We start from the raw sequence: 19,708 nt of genomic DNA on the forward strand, positions 1-19,708 counted from the left end.
ATCTTTAGCTTGGCTCATTGCCCATAAAGTCATACGGCGTAACGTTTTCCATCCCCATGTTCGCCTCTTCAAGCGGCAGTTCGACCTCGATCAACGGCGCCGCCGTCCCCGCCAGCTTCTCAGCGAGCGCTGTCTGGCGCGCTCCGTCGCTTTGTTTTGCGACGCCGAATCGAAATGCTTCCTCTTCCCCGCATAAAATGAGAAACTGCTTGCTCCTTGTCACCGCAGTATACAACAAATTCCGTTTCAACATCTTATAATAGCTTTTGACAACGGGCAAAATGACGATCGGAAACTCGCTTCCTTGCGCCTTATGAACCGAACAGCAATACGCATGGGTGATTTGTCCTAAATCTTGCCGTGTGTACGTCACTTCAATGCCGTCAAATGAGACGACGAGCAAGTCTTGCTTTTCCGTATTTTCTTTGGCGTAAAAAATGGCGACGACTTCGCCAATATCGCCATTAAAGACATGATCTTCCGGCTGATTGACAAGCTGAAGCACCTTATCGCCGACGCGGTAGACGACCTCACCGACCGACAGCTCCCGCTTCCCCTCAGCCGGTGGGTTGAACAGCTCTTGAAGCGCTTTGTTCAATTGGTCAATGCCCGCTGGACCGCGGTACATCGGGGCGAGCACTTGAATATCTTTGACGGAAAACCCTTTTTTTCGCGCGTTGTCCGCGATTTGCCGCACGACATCGACGACCTGGCCCGCACGGCAACGGATGAATGAACGGTCTGCCTTTGGAGCAGTCAAATCGGCCGGCACGACGCCGCGCTTCATCTCATGAGCAAGCTCGATGATCGATGATCCTTCCGCCTGGCGGTACACCTCGTTCAACCGAACGAACGGAATGACGCCTGAGCGGAGCAAGTCTTTCAGCACTTGCCCTGGCCCAACGGACGGCAATTGATCCTCATCGCCGACAAAAATGACTTGCATGCCGTTTGGCACGGCTTTTAGCAGCTGGTTGGCCAACCACGTGTCGACCATCGACATCTCATCAATGACAAGCAGCTTGCCGGAAATCGGTTCGTTCTCGTCACGACTGAACCCTTCCGCCCCATTCCAGCCGAGCAAGCGGTGGATCGTCACCGCCGGCAGCCCGGTCGCCTCGCTCATCCGCTTCGCCGCCCGACCGGTGGGTGCAGCCAGCAATACCGGAAATGGCTCGCCTTGTTTATAGTCATCCGGGTCAAGAGACAGGCCGTTGAGGGCGGCGAACAGCTCGACGATGCCCTTGATGACCGTCGTCTTCCCCGTTCCCGGACCGCCGGTCAAAATGAACAGCGGCGAAGAAAGCGCTTGTTGGATCGCTTCCCTTTGTTGGGGGGCATATTGCATGCCAAGCCGTTCCTCAAGCTCCCCAAGCGCCAGCAAAAACTCCGACTCAGCAAACGCCGCGGGCGGCGCTTGCCCGAGCAGCCGCTTAATATTGGAGACGATCCCTTTCTCGGCGAAGTAAAGGGAAGGGAGATAATAGCGCCCTTGCTCGGCGATCAGCTTCCCTTCCTCCCCTAACATCAGAAGCGTCTGGCCGATCGCTTGTCCATCCACCGCACCGCTCGGCCTGCCGTCAAGCAGTCCCCCGATGCGCTCCATCAGCTCTTCCTCGCGCAAATAAACGTGCCCTTCCTGCAAGCACGCCTGCTCAAGAACAAACAGCGAAGCAGCGCGCAGCCGAGCCGGATGGCTGCCGGAAATGCCGAGCTGGCGCCCGATTTCATCGGCGCGGCCAAAGCCGATTCCTTCAATGTCCTCGACGAGTTGATACGGGTTCTCGTGGATGATGTCAATCGCCTCTTCGCCATACGCCTGGTAAATTTTCATCGCCAACTGTGGTCCAAATCCAAACTGGGCGAGGGCGATCATCGTCTGTTCTAATCCTTCGTGGGCGCGAAGCGATTCATACAGTTGCTGCGCTTTTTTCTTCGTCAGCTTCGGCACCCGTTCAAGCACCTCTGGATCGCGCAAAATGGCCGCAATCGCGTTTTCGCCAAGCGCTTCAACGATCGCGGCGGCCGTTTTTTTGCCGATTCCTTTAAACAATCCGCTCGATAAATAATGAATGACTCCTTCTTTCGTGTTTGGAAGCTGTTTGCGGAACTGTTCGGCCGCATATTGGCGGCCGAAGCGCGGATGATGGCGGAACTGCCCATAAAAGACGTAGACATCCCCTTCGTTTAGGCGCGGAAAATAGCCCGTGACAACGACTTCTTCCTCATCAGGCGCATCGTTCGTTTCCTCAACGCGCACACGGACGACTGTATACAGCGTTTCTTCATTATGAAAAATGACGGCCAGGCATACTCCTTTAATGAACGTGCGTCCGTCGAGAGCGAGCATTTGTTGCTCTTGCAACAGCCATCCCCTGCCTTTTTACGGCGCAAGCCGCTTTTCCATCAGTTTCTTTCCATATCCGGCAAGCACGTGATCCGGCTTGGCGTCCAAGGCGGCGGCAAACATGGCGCGGGCGGCGCTGAAGTCGTCTTTATACGCATAAATGACGCCTAAATTGTAGTACGCATCAGCGTGGTGCGGATGAAGTTCCAACGTTTTTTCGAAATAACGCTTCGCCTCATCAACATACTCGAGAGTGGCGAGGCAAAGGCCAAGCTGAAACAGCGCTTCGGCGTCCGTCTCGTTCAGCTCGGCCGCCCGCTGCAAATACGGCAGCGCCAGCCGCGGCATCTCGAGCCGCCATAATGACATGCCAAGCATAAAATGCGTATCGGCATCGTCAAGACCAAGCCCAAGCGCGCGCTCAAACATCTGTTTCGCTTGGGCGAACTGCCCGCGTCGATAATAAACCGTGCCAATGCCGTAATAGGCGGCCGCCGCCCGCTCGTCAAGGGCGAGCGCCTGCCGGAAACACTCCAGCGCCTTTTCTTCCTCACCAGCTGCGGCCAGAACGGTGCCGATGTTAATGTATCCGGCCGGATCGTCCGGATGCTGTTCGACGGCAGCGGAAAAACAGCGGATGGCTTCCTCATACTTCCCCTCGCGCATATACGCCAGGCCTTGTTCGTTGAAATTGGCCACCGCCCATCCCCCCTGATTCAATGTGATTTTCAAGCAACGGCCTCCCAGCCTGAAGCCTGATTGAAGATCCTGAGCACCAGCACAGCCATCAACCAACATACCAAAGCTTTTCGCCATTGCGGAACACTTCATCGATCGTGCCGCCGCCGAGGCATTCCTCGCCGTTGTAGAAAACAACTGCCTGCCCCGGTGTCACCGCCCGCGCCGGCGCATCAAACACGACTTCCACGTCTCCGTCCGGAAGCGGGTGAACCGTCACGCCAACATCGGGCTGACGATAGCGAAATTTCGCCGTGCAGCGAAACGGCGCTTCCGGCTTGCGGTCAGACACCCAATTGACATCGACCGCTTTTAGCGAGGTGGAATACAAATATTCGTTTTCAAATCCTTGGGCGACATAGAGCACGTTTTCGCGCACATCTTTGCCGACGACAAACCACGGTTCACCGTTGCCGCCGATGCCAAGCCCGTGGCGCTGGCCGATCGTGTAATACATGACGCCGTCATGCCGCCCTTTCACTTCGCCATCGAGCGTTTTCATCACTCCCGGCTGGGCCGGCAAATAATGGCTCAAAAATTCTTTGAAATCACGTTCGCCGATAAAACAAATGCCGGTGCTGTCTTTTTTTCCAGCAGTGGCCAGCCCAGCCTCTTTCGCAATCCGGCGCACGTCCGCTTTCTGCAAATGGCCGATCGGAAACATCACTTTCGACAGCTGAACTTGACCGAGCTGGTTCAAAAAGTACGTTTGATCTTTGTTCGGGTCAGCTCCACGGAGCATTTTATATTCGCCGTCGCGAAACTCGACGCGGGCGTAATGGCCGGTTGCGATGTAATCGGCGCCGATCGACATGGCGTGCTCTAAAAACGCCTTGAACTTAATTTCCTTATTGCACATCACATCCGGGTTCGGCGTGCGCCCGGCTTTGTATTCGTTCAAAAAGTACGTAAACACTTTGTCCCAATACTGCTTTTCAAAATTGACGGCATAATATGGAATGCCGATTTGGTTGCAGACGCGCACAACGTCTTCGTAGTCCTCAGTCGCCGTGCAAACGCCGTTTTCATCGGTGTCATCCCAGTTTTTCATAAAAATGCCGATCACATCATATCCTTGTTCTTTCAATAGCAGCGCAGCGACCGATGAGTCGACCCCGCCGGACATGCCGACGACGACGCGCGTTTCGTACGGCGCTTTGTTCATGCTGTTTCACCCCCTCTTTAGCGGTTTGTGAGCCGCTTGACAATCTTCACTGTTTCCTCGGCCGCCCGCTCGATTTGTTCTGTCGTATTGCCGAGCCCGAAGCTGAAGCGCACAGACGAACGGATGCGCTCCGACTCTTTTCCGCACATCGCGACAAGCACGTGCGACGGATCGATTGACCCGGCGGTGCATGCTGACCCGCTCGAGGCGGCAATGCCGGCTAAATCCAAGTTCACGAGCAACGATTCGACATTCGTTCCCGGGAAGGCGACATTCAAAATATGCGGCAGGCTATCCGGGCGGCCGTTGATCGCATAGTCGATCCCTGAGGAGCGGAAAATTTCAAGCATCGCCTCGCGCCACGCCGCATACTGCCGACGTTTCTCCTCCCTTGTCCGCTCGGCGATTTCCGCCGCCCTTGCCAACCCAATGATGCCGGGGACGTTTTCCGTGCCAGCGCGCCGCTTCCGCTCCTGTTCGCCGCCGAAAAGGAGCGGCATGATGCGCACCGTTTCTCGGACATACAAAGCCCCGCTTCCTTTCGGGCCGTTGATTTTATGAGCGGAAAGCGACAGCAGATCGATCCCGTATTCATTCACATCGATCGGAAGAAGCCCGTACGCCTGGACGGCGTCCGTATGGAAATAGGCTGGATGATCGCGAAGCAGCGCTCCGATTTCGCGAATCGGCTGGATCGTGCCGACTTCGTTGTTGGCAAACATGACCGATACTAAAATCGTCTCATCACGCAGCGCGGCCTTGACATCCTCGACCGATACCGTCCCGTGTTCGTCAACTGGCAAATACGTCACCTCAAACCCTTGCGTCTCTAAATATTCACAAGCGCGCAACACCGCATGATGCTCGATGGCGGTTGTAATGATATGATTGCCGCGGCCGCGGTTCGCTACGGCCGTTCCGATGACCGCAAAGTTATCCGCTTCCGTACCGCCGCTTGTAAACACAATCTCCGTCTCTTTCGCCCCAATCGAGCGGGCGACAACGGCCCTCGCTTCATCGACCGCGCGGCGGCTCTGCCGGCCAAAATAATGGATGCTTGATGGATTGCCAAACTGTTCCGTCATCCACTGGACCATACCGGCTGCCACATCCGGATGGACCGGGGAGGTTGCCGCATGGTCCAAATAAATGCGTTCCAACGGCCATTCTCCTTTCCTTTCTGTTGCTTAAATATAAAACATATATGCCCCTTCATCCCCATCGCTATACTTCGCCAAATCTTCGAGCGTCGTGCTGTCGAGCACCTCTTCGACCGCATCGCGGATGCGAATCCATAGCTCGCGCTTCGCCGGCTCTTCCTCTTCAAGCTCCTCAACCGGAGTGAGCGGCCCCTCCAACACGCGCAAAATGTCGCCGGCGGTGATTTTCGCCGGATGTTCAGCGAGCACATAACCGCCATACGCTCCGCGGATGCTTTTGACGAGCCCAGCGTTGCGCAGCGGTGTGACGAGCTGCTCCAAATAATGTTCGGATAAATTGTTCGCCTTGGCGATCGAACGAAGCGAGATCGGACGATCGCCATATTTTTTGGCCAATTCGATCATAATCGTCAAGCCATAGCGGCCTTTCGTCGAAATCTTCATTCATATCCCTCCTAACGGCTTAACCCTTGTGCCCGAGTGCCGGCGGCCGATCCAACCAGGCGGCTTGCGGCCTTCTGGCATTGCAGCAACGTCGGGCCGGCAATCGAACCGATCGTCACACAAAAAAAGAGCGTGCTTTCGTTGCAGCCCGATATGAAGAACATCCCACGGCGCGCAGCCCGCATCGGCCTTCATCGTCAAGACGATGCCCAGCGACATGACGAGCGAACCGGCAAACTCAATGCCCCAGCGCAACCATGGGAAACAAGCGCCTCCTCTTGTTCAGCCAATCGCTTGTGTTATTATACCATAAAAATCCCGAGTGCTTCACGGCCGAACCTTGTCCTCTTGTTTCAATTGCTCAAGCCTCCGATACACTTTGGCATAATGTTTTTCCTCGCCATGCTCTTTCGGTTCATAATAGCGGACGCCTTCCAGAGCGGATGGCAAATACTCTTGCGCGACCCAGCCGTTCGGATAGTCGTGCGGATACAAGTAGCCTTGTCCATGCCCGAGTGCAGACGCCCCTTTGTAATGAGCGTCTTTTAAATGATCCGGAATATCGCCAAGCTTGCCGGAACGGACATCGGCAATAGCAGCGTCCAACGCCTTGTAGGCGCTGTTGGATTTTGGGCTCAAACAAAGTTCGATCGTCACAACGGAGAGAGGAATGCGCGCCTCTGGCAGCCCGAGGCGTTCCGCCGCCGCCACCGCCGCTTGCACTTTTACCCCCATTGTTGGATTGGCAAGTCCGATGTCTTCATAGGCAATGACGAGCAGTCGGCGGCAGACGGCGGCCAAATCGCCGCCTTCAAGCAAGCGAGCCAAATAATGAAGCGCGGCATCAGCATCGCTGCCGCGCACGCTTTTTTGAAACGCGGACAGCAGTGAATAATAATGATCACCGTATTTGTCATGAGCAAACCCACGATTTGCTGTACACGAGGCAACGATGCTTTCGTCAATATAAAAACAGCCGTCCTGCTCATCGGCAGCGGCAACCGCCGCCTCAAGGAGCGAAAGCGCTACGCGCGCATCCCCGCCGGCCGCTTCGGCGATGCGCCATAACAACGCGTCATCGATGATGACCGTCTGCGCTCCCACCCCTCGCTCCGGGTCGGCGAGCGCCCGTTTCAAAATGATGAGCAACTCGCTCGGCTCAAGCCGCTTTAGCTGCTGAATTTGCCCACATCGGCTGCGGATCGCCGGGTTGACCTCATGAAACGGGTTTTCCGTCGTCGCGCCGATCAAGGTGATGAGCCCGGATTCAAGGTGCGGAAGCAACACATCTTGCTGTGCTTTATTCAACCGATGGATTTCGTCGATAAACAACACGACGTTCCCTGACCATCGCGCCGCTTCCGCTGCCTCTTCGATCTCTTTTTTTCCAGCCGATGTCGCATGGATCGCCGCAAGCTCCCATCCGGCGGTGCGGGCGATGGCATAAGCAAGCGACGTCTTCCCCGTTCCCGGTTCGCCGTAAAGCAAAAGCGACGGGACATACCCTTTTTTTACCATTTTATACAGCGGTGTGCCCGGGCCAATCACGTGGTCTTGCCCAACGATTTCATCAATCGTCCGTGGACGCATTCGCCAAGCAAGCGGCTCCGTCATTTTGGACATGCCGATCCCTCCCTGAAAATGGACGCGTTCTGTTTGGCAACATCTCCCGCCTGTGCAAACATTTAGAGGCGGGAAGAGTGATTGATCGTTGGAAACAGCCGCCCGATGCAGGCTGCCAGTCAAACCACTCCCGTGCGTCCCGCGCTTTGGCGGCCCCGCCTATGTTCACGTTTGGAATAGCTTCCGGGTTAGAGAGGATATAATGCCATGGCAAGCTGCCGGCGTATGGGGCGGCTTTCGTGCATCGGCGAGTTTGGGCGGAAACATCGATCGTTTCGGAAAGAAGTTCCCCGCTTTCAATAAAAAGAGGAGCGGGAGGTGTTTACGGAAAATAGCGTTCAATAGCCTCCTTCAACTCATTGAACAGCGGAAGTGAGTATTTCGCCAAATAGAGCAGAAGCGCTTTCACCATAAACGGTCTAGCCGCCTCCCCTTTCTCGAGTTCTTCCTTCAATAGGCGCAGCGAACGAAGAATGTCGTCTTCAACCGGACGCATCGCCGCCATGCGCTCTAAACAGCTGATGGCCCGTTCTTTCCATTGGCTCCGTTCTTGGGTGGCGGCCGCAATATAATCCGCCATCATCGCTTCATCGAGCAACCCCGTCTTGCCGTCAAGCAGGCTGGACACAATGGCATCAAGCCGATCGAGCAGGAAGGGGGCTAGCTTCTCAGGAAGCAGCGGCTTTCGGTCTACCGCCAAGTAAATCAAATATTCTTTCAGCATTCCGTTGAGCATCGTCGCGCAATCAAATGAAACTGGACGCACTTGTTCGCCGTATATGTCTTCAATGGCCCGGCGATACCAGTGGAGCGTATGGGCGCGGATGCGAAACACGAGATGCCGCACTTCATCGCTCACCTTCGCCGCTTGTTCGCCCAACTGCATTTGCACTAACTCTTTATGTTCGTCAAACAACTGGATTTGTACAGTCAACTGACGGCAAAACCGCTCGCGCGCGGTTAAGGCGGGATCGGCCTCGATTTGTTTAAGTTGGTGAAACAAGACTTCATAATGGTAGCGGAAAATTGATACAGCCAGCTCTTCTTTTGATTTAAAATAATTGTAAATCGAACCTTTGGCTACTCCGCTCCGTTCGGCTATTTCCTGCATGGAGGTAGCATGATAGCCTTTTTCGGCGAATAATTTCATCGCTGTTTCAATGATGTCCTCTTTCCGTCCCAATGTTTTCTCCTTCTTCCTTACTCCTTCTTTCATGTCCATTATAGTCGATCTTGCCATGAAAAAAAAATGCTGGACGGCCTGTCATCCAGCCATCCAGCCCGATCATTTCGCCATCGGTTCGCGTTTTGCCGTCCGGAAGAAAAACGCCTCATACATCGCGGGAATGAACACGAGCGTCAATAACGTCGACGACGTCAGACCGCCGATGACCGTGATGGCCAGCCCTTTCGAAATCAACGTGCCGGCCTCATTCGTCAGCGCAAGCGGAATGAGTGCTGTCACGGTGGCAAAGGCTGTCATTAAAATCGGGCGCAGCCGTGTTTTGCCGGCTTCAATGATCGCGCTTCGCACCGTCATCCGTTTTTGTTCGCGGTTTTGCCCGATTCGATCCACCAACACGATCGCATTGGTCGTCACAATGCCGATCAGCATCAACAAGCCGATCATGACGCTGATGGAAAGCGGCTCATCGGACACATACAAAGCGAACAGCGAACCGATGGGAACAAACAAAAGGGAAGATAAAATGATCAGCGGCACCCGCACTTTGCCAAATGTAATCAGCATCGTCAAATACACAAGCCCAATGGCCGCCGCCATGGCCACGCCGAGCTCGCGGAACGTCTGCACCGTCTCATCGCTTCCGCCTCCCGTTTTCACTTTGACATCGGATGGGATCTTCAAATCATTTACATGTTTCGTAACATCATTCGTTACTTTCTGAATGTTGTCGCCGACAATCTGGGCGGATACGCGGGCAAACACTTTTCCGTCCAGCTTTTGAATGGACGTATACACGTCCGCCTCTTTCACTTCGGCGACAGTTGAAAGTGGAATCACTCCATTTCTCGTCACGATCGGAAGTTCTTTCAACTCATCGATTGATCCCAACGTTTCATCATACGAAAGTTCGACTTGCTCATTCTTGTCACCGAGTTTCAGCGTCCCCACATCGACCGGTTGGGTCGCATCGGCCACCGCCCCGAGCAATTGCATGCCTGAAACGCCATAAGCCGCCGCCTTTTCCGGATCAATGGACACAATCACTTGTTTTTGCTTTTCCGTTAAGTTATTCGTCACATCTTTGACATCATCGCGTTGTTTTAAATACGTCTCGACCTGCTTGGCGGCTGTTTGGAGCGCCTCCAAATCATTGGAGTATAAGTCAATATTCACGTTATTATTCGTTGGCGGCCCTCCGCTCGACATCTCTTGCACGCCTACTTTGGCACCGGGCGAGAGCTGATTCGCGATGCGGCGCATTTCTTTTTCTAAAGCCTCTACCGTCTTGTTGACATCCGCCCGATCGTTTAACAAAATATAATAGCTTGCTTGATTCGACCGCTTCAAACCGGTGCGAAAATCGCGGCTTCCCACCGCGGCGGTGACGCTCTCGACATCACTTCGTTTTAAAAACATCTTTTCCATCTCGAACGACACATCATTCGTTTTGACCACCGATGTGGAAGCCGGCAGTTCAATGCTCGCCACCAGCGTTTTCTGCTCTTCGTTCGGCAAAAACGTAAATCCAAGTCTCGGTACAAGCGCCAATGAACCAACTAACAGCACAACCGACAACACAAAGACAATCGCTTTATGGTTGAGCGCCCATTCAATGATTCGGCCATAAAAACGCTGAAGGGCTCCTTCTTTCTCTTCTGGCGGCACACGGCGAAACGAAAATTTGGCTAAAATCGGCACAACCGTCACAGCCACCAACAAAGAGGCCAGCAGAGCAAACGTAATCGTCAAGGCAAATGGAAGGAAAAACTCCCCTGTAATCCCGCCAACAAGCCCGAGCGGCAAAAAAACGACAACGGTTGTGATGGTCGAGGACACGATCGCTTTGACAATTTCTTTCGTTGACTGCTCGACTAAATCATCGCTCATGCCTGTTTTCTCCCGGCGGACGCGGCGGAAAATATTTTCAATCACGACAATGCTGTCATCGACGACTCGACCGACGGCGACGGCCATGCCGCCAAGTGTCATGACATTGAGGGTAATCTCCATCTGGTTGAGAAAAATGGCCGATACAAGCAACGAGAGCGGAATCGAGACGATTGCAATCACGGTCGCCCGGACGTTGCGCAAAAAGAGCAATACGGCCAACGAAGCGAACAGCGCCCCGAGCAGCCCTTCACGGACAAGCGATTCAACAGATTGTTTAATGCCAGCCGACGAATCAAACCCGATGGAATAATCAAACTGATGTTTGTAGGAATTCAGCACTTTGATCACTTGATCTGCTACTTCAATCGTATTGGCATCTTGTTTTTTCGTCACGGCCATCGACAGCGATGGCTTCAAATTATACCGGGTGAATTCGCTTTGCTCGTTGACTTCCTCAATCGTCGCAAGATCCCCCAACTTGACGGGCGCGGTGCGCTGCAATCCACTTGCCGCTATAGGAACAGCCGGGGGCACGAGTTTTAGATTTTTCAACTCATGGATGGTGCTCAATGTTTCTTCGACGCGAACCGGAATTTGCCATGTATCGGTTTTCAATGTTCCCGCTGGGAACGCCAACACCTTTTCATTGATTTGGTTTTTGATCTCTGACAAGGTCAATCCCGCCTGAACGGCTTTTTTCCGGTCAACCGTGATCCGGATGAGGCGCTCGCTGTCTCCGCCGATCGAAACGGAATTCACCCCGTCGATTTTATTCAATTCTGGAATCACTTCGGTTTCCAGCAACGTTTGCAGATCGGTTCCACTTTTGGCAAACAAAGAAATGTTGAAAACCGGGATGGAACTGAATGAAAACCGATTGACTTCGGTTTGTACATTGTTGGGCAATCCAGCCTTATCAATGAGCGATTCGACCTGACGCTCCATTTTCTCCATATCTGTCCGAAACGGAAATTCAAGATTAATAACGGCCATTCCTTCGTAGGAAGAGCTCTGCATTTGCTTAAGGCCGTCAAGGGCTTTCAGTTTTTCCTCGAGCTTGGTCGTCACTTCCTCATTCATGTCTTGTGGAGAAGCCCCAGGATAGACCGCTTCAATCGACAACTGGGGAAATTCAATGTTCGGCAGCAAATCGACCTTCAAGGAAGAGAAGGAATACAGCCCTAGAAACATGAGCAAAAACGAACATACAAACACCGCTGCCGCATTTTTCAAACTGAACCTAGTCAAAAACGTCATCGTGCCACCTCTCATCCTACGATTTTGACCGGTCAGTCCAATTATTTTGAACTGACCGGTCATACAAAACTACTTCTATGATACATGAAAATGGGAAAAATGAAAAGAGCGAAGTTTAAAGTGGGAATCCAACGGAAAAACTATGACCATATGAACATTACCATTTGATGGGGTGGACAACATGAAAACGAGACAGGATGCTTGGTCACATGAAGAAGATGTACTGTTGGCTGAAACGGTGCTGCAATATATACGCGAGGGAAAAACTCAGCTTGCTGCGTTTGAAGTCGTTGGGAGACAACTGCACCGCACAGCGGCAGCATGCGGATTCCGCTGGAACGCTGAAGTGCGCAAGCGGTACCTTGAGGCGATCGAACAGGCCAAAAAGCAGCGAAAAGAACGGAAACGAGCGTTGGAGATGATGAAGAAATGGCAGAAAGAAGCGGCCGCCATGGCACTTCCCGCCCCTGATGAAAGCAAGGCTGACGAAGGATCATCACCGTTTCTGCCGGCCGCTCCCTTGACGCTCGATCAATGCATTGCCTTTTTGCAGACGCTAGGGCGCGATGCGGAACAGCTCGAAGCGGTTCGGAAAGAAAACGAACGGCTGAAACGGGAGCGGATCGAATGGGAAACACGCAACGAACAACTGCAGCAAAAGCTGGAACGCCTTGAAGCACGCCAGACGACGGTTCAAGAAGACTTCGAAGCGCTCGTCAAAATTATGGCCCGCGCCCGCCAACTTGCCGCAGAAGAAAGCGACCGCCTCTCCCTCGCCCAACTGCTGCTGGCTGAGGCAGGCGGATCAAATGAGCCGATCGCCCGCTCCTAACAGGAAGAACGCCGCTCTAAAAGGCAGTTTTTCACCTAGCATCTCACATGCCTCCCATTAAAAGAAGAAGGTGTCCTAAAAAAGGGCGGGACACCTTTTCTTATTCATGTAAGAAACGATCTATTGAGTTTTGTCTACTCAAAATCACCCTTTTGGGTCAGCCCCTTCGTTTTATTCGCCGACACGGGCGATCGGAACGTCTTTTAATAATTGGTTGATCACATAGGACGCCATGATCAATCCGGCGACCGAAGGGACAAAGGCGTTGGATGACGGCGGCATTTTCGCCTTGCGGATTGGTGAAGCGTCATTGCCGACAACTTGGCGGACATCTTCGCGGATTTTCACCGGCTTCTCGTCGGAAAAGACGACCGGAATGCCGCGGCGGATCCCTTCTTTGCGCAACTTGGCGCGGATGACTTTCGCGATCGGGTCGGTGTGCGTCTTGGAAATATCGGCGATGCGAAAGCGGGTCGGATCCATTTTGTTCGCCGCCCCCATGCTGGAGATGATCGGAATGCCGCGCTTGAGGCATTGTTTCATCAAATGCACTTTATACACAATCGTGTCAGACGCATCGATGACAAAATCGAGATCATAGGCAAAAAACTGCTCATACGTCTCTTCCGTATAAAACATTTGCAGCGCGATGACCTCGCACGCCGGGTTGATGTCGGCGATGCGCTCTTTCATCAGCTCGACTTTCGGACGCCCAATGGTCGAGAGCAACGCATGGATTTGCCGGTTGATGTTGGTGATATCGACGTTATCGCGATCAACAAGCACCAATCGGCCAATTCCGGAACGGGCGAGCGCCTCGACGGCGAACGACCCCACGCCGCCGACGCCAAGGACGGCGACGGTGGCGTTTTTTAATTTTTCAAGCCCCTCAGGGCCAATGGCTAACTCATTGCGGGAAAATTGATGCAGCATCGTTCTCCTCTCCGTTTGTTTAGAGTCTGATACCGCCTTTTATCCTAACATTAAGGCGGTAAATGTGGCAACGGCATTTTGCTGGCAAAACAAACCCCCTATGCGCTCCGCATAGGGGATCGTTGTTTTTCTTCGTTGTTCCTCTGTACACCAGTCCCAATCGTGCCGTCGATGCCTTCGTTTTGAACCCGCTCTCCCATAGGTGGGTGCCCTGTTCCAAGGTTTGCGCTTCCCCTGTGACAAAGAGGCATGCACACCGCTTGGAAACCCCGGACTCCCGGATCATAAACTGTTCGGTCAAAACGATGGGTGATGCGACGAACACATTAGGACGGTTGGTTGTTCTTTATTCTATCATATTTTTTTGCGTTTGTGAACACCTGCCGCTGATGTTTCCTTGCCGGCGGAGCAGCTATTCTTGGTCAGGCAGCACGACAGCCAAATGCAGCTCTTCCAGCTGTTTTTCGCTGACCGGGCTCGGCGCTTCCGTGAGCAGGCAGCCCGCGCTCGCCGTTTTCGGGAAGGCGATCGTATCGCGCAAATTCGTGCGCCCTGCCAAGAGCATCACAAGCCGGTCAAGGCCAAGCGCGATGCCGCCGTGCGGCGGAGTGCCGTACTCAAACGCCTCAAGCAAGAAGCCGAACTGACGGCGCGCTTCTTCTTCGCTGAACCCTAAGGCGCGGAACATTTTTTCCTGCACGTGCCGCTCAAAGATGCGGAGCGAGCCGCCGCCAAGCTCATAGCCATTTAAGACGAGGTCATACGCCTGCGCCCGAACCGCGCCCGGGTTGGTTTCAAGCAGCGGAATGTCGTCGCGCACCGGCATCGTAAACGGATGGTGAGCGGCGTAATAACGGCCTTCCTCTTCGTCGTATTCCAACAGCGGCCAGTCCGTCACCCACAAAAACGCGAGCTTCGTTTCGTCGATCAAGCCGAGCTCCTTGCCGAGCCGAAGCCGCAGCGCGCCGAGGGCCGCGGCCACGACCGCCTTTTGGTCGGCGACAAACAACAGCAAATCCCCGTCTTCGACCGCCAGCGTTTGGCGAAGCGCAGCCTGTTCGCCATCGGTGAAAAACTTGGCGATCGGCCCTTTCAGCTCATCGCCTTCCGCTTTCAGCCACGCCAGCCCTTTCGCTCCATAGCGGCCGACAAACTCGCCCAACGCGTCGATCTCCTTGCGCGAATAGCGGGGCGCCGCGCCTTTGGCGTTGATCGCCTTCACTTGCCCTCCCTCTTTGACTGCGCGGGCAAACACTTGAAACGCGGAATCGCGGACGATGTCCGATACGTCGACGAGCTCGAGGCCAAAGCGTATATCCGGCTTGTCCGAGCCATAGCGGCTCATCGCCTCATCATACGTGATGCGCGGAAACGGGCGCGGAATGTCGGTTCCTTTCGCCGCTTTGACGACCGCCGCCATCATCCGTTCGGTGACATCGATGATGTCTTCTTGATCGATAAACGACATTTCAATGTCAATCTGCGTAAACTCCGGCTGGCGGTCGGCGCGCAAATCTTCATCGCGGAAGCAGCGCGCGATTTGATAGTAGCGTTCAAACCCGCCGACCATCAGCAGCTGCTTAAAAATTTGCGGCGACTGCGGCAAGGCGTAAAATTCACCTGGATGGACGCGGCTTGGCACTAAATAGTCGCGCGCCCCTTCCGGCGTGCTTTTCGTCAACATCGGCGTCTCCACTTCCAAAAAGCGCTCGCTGTCCAAAAAGTCGCGCACCGCTTTCGTGACCTTATGCCGGAGCTCCAGCGTTCGAAACATGACCGGGCGGCGCAAATCCAAGTAGCGATATTTTAAACGCACGTCTTCCGCTGCATCGGTGTCATCCGTGATCGCAAACGGCGGCGTTTTCGCTTCATTGATAATGTCGATGCGCTCCGCCTGCACTTCGATGCGGCCGGTCGCGATGTTCGGGTTGACCGTCTCCGGCGCGCGGGCGACGACCGTCCCTTCCACACTCAGCACGTACTCGCTCCGCACGCGCTCAGCGGCCGCCAGCGCTTCAGCTGATACATCGGGGCTGGCGACGATTTGCACGATGCCTGTCCGGTCGCGCAAATCGATGAAAATGAGCCCGCCTAAGTCGCGGCGCTTTTGCACCCATCCTTTGAGCACGACGCGCTCGCCGACAGCCGTTTCCGGCACTTCACCGCAATAATATGTCCGTTTCATTCGTTTACTCCCCCTCTCTCCTCGTTCGTTCTGTGAAAAATGAAGCCAGTTCGCCGAACGGCACGTTCGTTTGTTCGCCGCTCGCCATCTCCTTGACGGTCGCGATTTGTTTGTCGAGCTCTTCATCGCCAATCATGACGACAAACGCTGCTTTGAGGCGGTCGGCTGCTTTCAGCTGCGCCTTCAGTTTTCGGCCGACATAGTCTTGATCAACGCGCAAGCCGGCACGGCGCAATTCATAGACGAGGCGGATCGCTTCCTCTTTTGCCCGTTCGCCGAGCGCAGCCACATAGCAATCGATCCCTTCGCCGGTCGGAAGCTCCACCCCCTCCGCCTCCAGCGCTGCGAGCAGCCGTTCGATGCTTAACGCAAAACCGATCCCCGGCATTTCCGGCCCGCCGATTTCCTCGACAAGCCCATTGTAGCGCCCGCCGCCGCACAGCGTCGCGGCTGCGCCAAACCCTTCCGCTTCGCTCATAATTTCAAATGTCGTATGGTTGTAATAATCAAGCCCGCGCACCAACCGCGAATCGATGACAAACGGAAGGCCAAGCATGGCCAAATAGTGTTTCACCTTCTCAAAATACGCGCGTGATTCATCATTCAAGTAATCCAAAATCGACGGCGCCGTCGCCATCAGTTCATGATCGCGGTCCTTTTTGCAGTCGAGAATGCGGAGCGGATTCGTCTCGAGCCGCGTCTGACAATCGGCACACAGTTCATGGATGCGCCCCGAAAAATGGCGCACGAGCGCCTCGCGATGCGCCCGGCGGCTGTCAAGGTCGCCCAAGCTGTTGATGACAAGCCGGATCCGTTTTAAGCCAAGCGCTTCGTAAATATGCATCGCCAGCGCCATGACCTCGGCATCAATGGCCGGATCGCTGCTGCCAATCGCTTCGACGCCAAACTGAACGAATTGGCGGAACCGCCCGGCTTCCGGCCGCTCGTAGCGGAACATCGGCCCGCTGTAATACAGTTTCAGCGGCTGGTTCGGGCTGCCGTACAGCTTATGCTCGACGAACGCCCGCACGACCGGCGCCGTGCCTTCCGGGCGGAGCGTGAGCGCACGCCCTCCCTTGTCCTCAAACGTATACATCTCTTTTTGGACGATATCGGTCGTATCACCGACGCCGCGCAAAAACAGTTCGGTATGTTCAAAAATCGGCGTCCGAATTTCCCGATATCCGTACCGGGAACATAATTCGCGGGCGACTTGCTCCACGTACTGCCATTTTTCGCTGTCTCCCGGCAAAATATCTTGCGTTCCTCTTGGAATTTGAAACGCCATGCGGATCCTCCTTTTGCTCAAAATAAAAACGCCCTGATCCCTTGATAGGGACGAGAGCGTCATTCCCGCGGTGCCACCCTAATTGAAGCCATCCGGCTTCCGCTTGTCGCCGCTAACGCCAGGCGCGCGTTCCCTTTTACTGACGCCACGCGCGTTCAAAGGGAAACCTACGGAGTGTCTTTCGCTAAGCCATCATGGAGAAACGCTTCCAGCCTAAGGCGTTTCCTCTCTGGCCATGTGGGTCTTACCTACTTCTCTCCATCATCGGTTGTCCACTATCACCCATCTGAATTGTAATTTTATATTACGGAGAAAGCGGACCGTTTGTCAAGCCGCCTTGAAAAAAAGCGTCCCGCCGCTTGGCCGGCCTTTGATGCAAAAGAAGGCGCCCCGCCTTGGCGGGACGCCGTGGTCGCCTTAATGGCGAATCAAATAATCAAATGCGCTTAACGCCGCCGTCGCTCCGGAGCCCATCGAAATAATGATTTGCTTGTAGGCGCTGTCCGTGCAGTCGCCTGCGGCAAAGACGCCTTCAACGTTGGTCGCGCCGCGCTTGTCGACGATGATTTCGCCGAAGCGGTTCCGTTCCACTGTTCCTTCAAGCCACTCTGTATTCGGCACGAGGCCGATTTGCACGAACACGCCTTGCAGCTCGATATGGTGTTCTTGCCCTGTCGCCCGGTCGACGTACGTCAAGCCGTTCACCTTATCCGTGCCAGTGATTTCCGTCGTTTGCGCGTTTTTGATCACCGTCACATTCGGCAAGCTGTACAGCCGATCTTGCAAAACGGCGTCGGCTTTCAGTTCCGGTGCGAACTCCAACAGCGTCACGTGGCTGGCGATGCCGGCCAAGTCAATGGCCGCTTCCACGCCGGAGTTGCCGCCGCCGATGACCGCCACGTGCTTGCCTTCAAACAGCGGACCATCGCAATGCGGGCAGTAGGCGACGCCTTTGTTTTTGAACTCTTCCTCGCCCGGCACGCCAAGGTTGCGCCAACGGGCGCCCGTTGCAAGCACCACCGTTTTGCTTTTCAAAACGGCGCCGTTTTCCAGCTCCACTTCAATCAACTCTTTTTTCGCAAGCCGTTTGGCGCGCTGGATCATGATGTCGACATCGTACTGTTTGACATGCTCTTCGATGCTGGCCGCGAGCTTCGGCCCTTCCGTATATTTGACGCTGATGAAGTTTTCAATGCCGAGCGTATCCAAAATTTGCCCGCCAAAACGATCCGCAACGATGCCGGTGCGGATGCCTTTGCGCGCTGCATAAATGGCGGCTGTCGCACCCGCCGGGCCGCCGCCGACGACAAGCACATCAAACGGCTCTTTATCGGCAAACGACGCGGCATCCGGCTCGCTTCCTAGTTTCGCGAGAATGTCTTCAATCGACATGCGGCCGCTGGCGAACAGTTTGCCGTTTAAAAAGACGGTCGGCACGGCCATAATCCCTTTTTGTTCCACTTCATCCTTAAACGCCGCCCCGTCGATCATCGTATGCGAAATGTCGGGGTTCAGCACGCTCATGATGTTGAGCGCTTGAACAACGTCCGGGCAGTTATGGCACGTTAGGCTCACATACGTTTCAAAATGGTGTTTGCCCCGGATTTGTTGAATGCGGCGCACGACGTCTTCGCTCACTTTCGGCGGCCGCCCGCTCACTTGAAGCAGGGCCAGCACCAGCGAGGTAAACTCATGACCGAGCGGGACGCCGGCGAACGTGATGCCAGTGTTTTCGCCGACCCGGTTGACGCTGAAGCTCGGCGTGCGTTCAAGCCTTGCCTTTTCCACTTTGATTTTCGGCGACATGGACGTCAACTCATCGACTAAAGCAAGCATATCGCGGGAAACGTTGTCGTCTCCCGCGCTTACCGTCAAGACAATCTCATTTTCAAGCAATTGCAAATACTGAGCGAGTTGCGCCTTGATGTCAGCATCCAACAGCATCGCCCAAGCCCCCTTAAATTTTGCCGACGAGGTCCAGGCTTGGCTTCAGCGTTTCCGCCCCTTCTTTCCATTTCGCCGGGCAGACTTCACCCGGATGGTTGCGCACATATTGTGCCGCTTTAATTTTATCAATCAGCGTGCTGGCGTTGCGGCCGATGCCGTCTGCATTGATTTCCACCGCTTGAATGACGCCGTCTGGGTCAATGATGAACGTGCCGCGTTGCGCCAATCCTTGTTCTTCATCAAGCACATCAAACATGCGCGACAGTTGATGCGAAGGGTCGCCGATCATGACGTATTCGATTTTGCTGATGGCCGGCGATGTGTCGTGCCATGCTTTATGAGTAAAGTGCGTATCGGTCGAAACCGAGTACACTTCCACGCCGAGTTCTTTAAATGTCGCATAGTGGTCTTGCAAGTCTTCGAGCTCCGTCGGGCAGACGAATGTAAAGTCCGCCGGATAGAAGCAAACGATGCTCCATTTCCCCATGAAGTCTTGTTCTGTTACTTCGATGAATTCACCATTGTGATACGCTTGAGCGCGGAACGGCTGTACTTTTTTTCCTACGAGAGACATTGCTGCATCTACCTCCTGGAACTGTTATTTTATAATAATTTTAATTCGATACTTATTATCGTATAGAGGTGCACATTTGTCAATAGATACGCTCAAAGTTCCTTCCAGCCTCACCAGTGGACAACGTCAAGCAGCGTTC

General features: G+C 54.3%; 14 protein-coding genes, 1 other RNA gene and 1 other annotated feature. Of the genes, 1 reads left to right on the plus strand and 14 read right to left on the minus strand.

Annotated elements, in window-relative coordinates:
* Positions 1–4 precede the first annotated feature (4 nt).
* The 8 genes from recD2 to ETC05_RS04280 form a co-directional block, all read right to left on the minus strand.
* Positions 5–2,365, minus strand: a complete 2,361-nt coding sequence (recD2, locus tag ETC05_RS04245; protein ID WP_171660435.1) for an SF1B family DNA helicase RecD2 — start codon at positions 2,363–2,365, stop codon at positions 5–7.
* Between the two features lie 18 nt (positions 2,366–2,383).
* Positions 2,384–3,046: a tetratricopeptide repeat protein gene (locus tag ETC05_RS04250; RefSeq protein WP_031408081.1), complete on the minus strand. Its 663-nt coding sequence runs from the start codon at positions 3,044–3,046 to the stop codon at positions 2,384–2,386.
* 88 nt (positions 3,047–3,134) lie between these two features.
* Positions 3,135–4,250: a tRNA 2-thiouridine(34) synthase MnmA gene (gene mnmA / locus ETC05_RS04255; protein WP_031408080.1), complete on the minus strand. Its 1,116-nt coding sequence runs from the start codon at positions 4,248–4,250 to the stop codon at positions 3,135–3,137.
* Between the two features lie 17 nt (positions 4,251–4,267).
* Positions 4,268–5,410 carry a cysteine desulfurase family protein gene (locus ETC05_RS04260; RefSeq protein WP_171660436.1) on the minus strand — a complete coding sequence of 381 codons (1,143 nt, stop codon included), beginning with the start codon at positions 5,408–5,410 and terminating at the stop codon, positions 4,268–4,270.
* Positions 5,411–5,437: 27 nt separating this feature from the next.
* Complete coding sequence (gene cymR, locus ETC05_RS04265) at positions 5,438–5,854, minus strand: cysteine metabolism transcriptional regulator CymR (RefSeq protein ID WP_011232042.1); 417 nt, start codon at positions 5,852–5,854, stop codon at positions 5,438–5,440.
* A 327-nt stretch (positions 5,855–6,181) separates the two neighbouring features.
* Positions 6,182–7,477 (minus strand): replication-associated recombination protein A, encoded by a 1,296-nt coding sequence (locus ETC05_RS04270; protein WP_171660437.1) that lies wholly within the window; start codon positions 7,475–7,477, stop codon positions 6,182–6,184.
* 322 nt (positions 7,478–7,799) lie between these two features.
* Entirely contained in the window at positions 7,800–8,660 is an 861-nt protein-coding gene (locus ETC05_RS04275) for a TetR/AcrR family transcriptional regulator (protein ID WP_031408076.1), read from the minus strand.
* 102 nt (positions 8,661–8,762) lie between these two features.
* The gene (locus tag ETC05_RS04280) at positions 8,763–11,810 is read right to left on the minus strand and encodes an efflux RND transporter permease subunit (protein ID WP_171660438.1); all 3,048 of its coding nucleotides are present in this window, start codon (positions 11,808–11,810) and stop codon (positions 8,763–8,765) included.
* A 181-nt stretch (positions 11,811–11,991) separates the two neighbouring features.
* On the opposite strand from ETC05_RS04280, the gene ETC05_RS04285 reads away from it, so the two are divergent.
* The gene (locus ETC05_RS04285; protein WP_171660439.1) at positions 11,992–12,642 is read left to right on the plus strand and encodes an RsfA family transcriptional regulator; all 651 of its coding nucleotides are present in this window, start codon (positions 11,992–11,994) and stop codon (positions 12,640–12,642) included.
* Positions 12,643–12,813: 171 nt separating this feature from the next.
* Here the strand turns inward: ETC05_RS04285 and ETC05_RS04290 are convergent, their stop codons facing one another.
* The 6 genes from ETC05_RS04290 to ahpC all read right to left on the minus strand — a co-directional run bounded on the left by ETC05_RS04290 (position 12,814) and on the right by ahpC (position 19,569).
* Complete coding sequence (locus ETC05_RS04290) at positions 12,814–13,575, minus strand: tRNA threonylcarbamoyladenosine dehydratase (protein WP_031408073.1); 762 nt, start codon at positions 13,573–13,575, stop codon at positions 12,814–12,816.
* Between the two features lie 149 nt (positions 13,576–13,724).
* Positions 13,725–13,911: non-coding RNA, 6S RNA (ssrS, locus tag ETC05_RS04295), on the minus strand.
* A 76-nt stretch (positions 13,912–13,987) separates the two neighbouring features.
* On the minus strand, positions 13,988–15,760 hold the full coding sequence (gene aspS / locus ETC05_RS04300) for an aspartate--tRNA ligase (RefSeq protein ID WP_031408071.1): 1,773 nt from the start codon (positions 15,758–15,760) through the stop codon (positions 13,988–13,990).
* Between the two features lie 4 nt (positions 15,761–15,764).
* Positions 15,765–17,048 carry a histidine--tRNA ligase gene (gene hisS, locus ETC05_RS04305; protein ID WP_031408070.1) on the minus strand — a complete coding sequence of 428 codons (1,284 nt, stop codon included), beginning with the start codon at positions 17,046–17,048 and terminating at the stop codon, positions 15,765–15,767.
* Positions 17,049–17,091: 43 nt separating this feature from the next.
* Positions 17,092–17,322, minus strand: a binding site (T-box leader).
* A gap of 143 nt (positions 17,323–17,465) precedes the next feature.
* Positions 17,466–18,992, minus strand: coding sequence for an alkyl hydroperoxide reductase subunit F (gene ahpF / locus ETC05_RS04310; protein ID WP_031408068.1), 1,527 nt, complete (start codon positions 18,990–18,992; stop codon positions 17,466–17,468).
* A 13-nt stretch (positions 18,993–19,005) separates the two neighbouring features.
* Positions 19,006–19,569, minus strand: a complete 564-nt coding sequence (ahpC, locus tag ETC05_RS04315) for an alkyl hydroperoxide reductase subunit C (RefSeq protein ID WP_011232052.1) — start codon at positions 19,567–19,569, stop codon at positions 19,006–19,008.
* Positions 19,570–19,708: the final 139 nt, after the last annotated feature.

Origin of the sequence: Geobacillus sp. BMUD, assembly GCF_013096845.1 — a bacterium.
In the GTDB taxonomy this organism is placed as follows: Bacteria; Bacillota; Bacilli; order Bacillales; family Anoxybacillaceae; genus Geobacillus; species Geobacillus vulcani.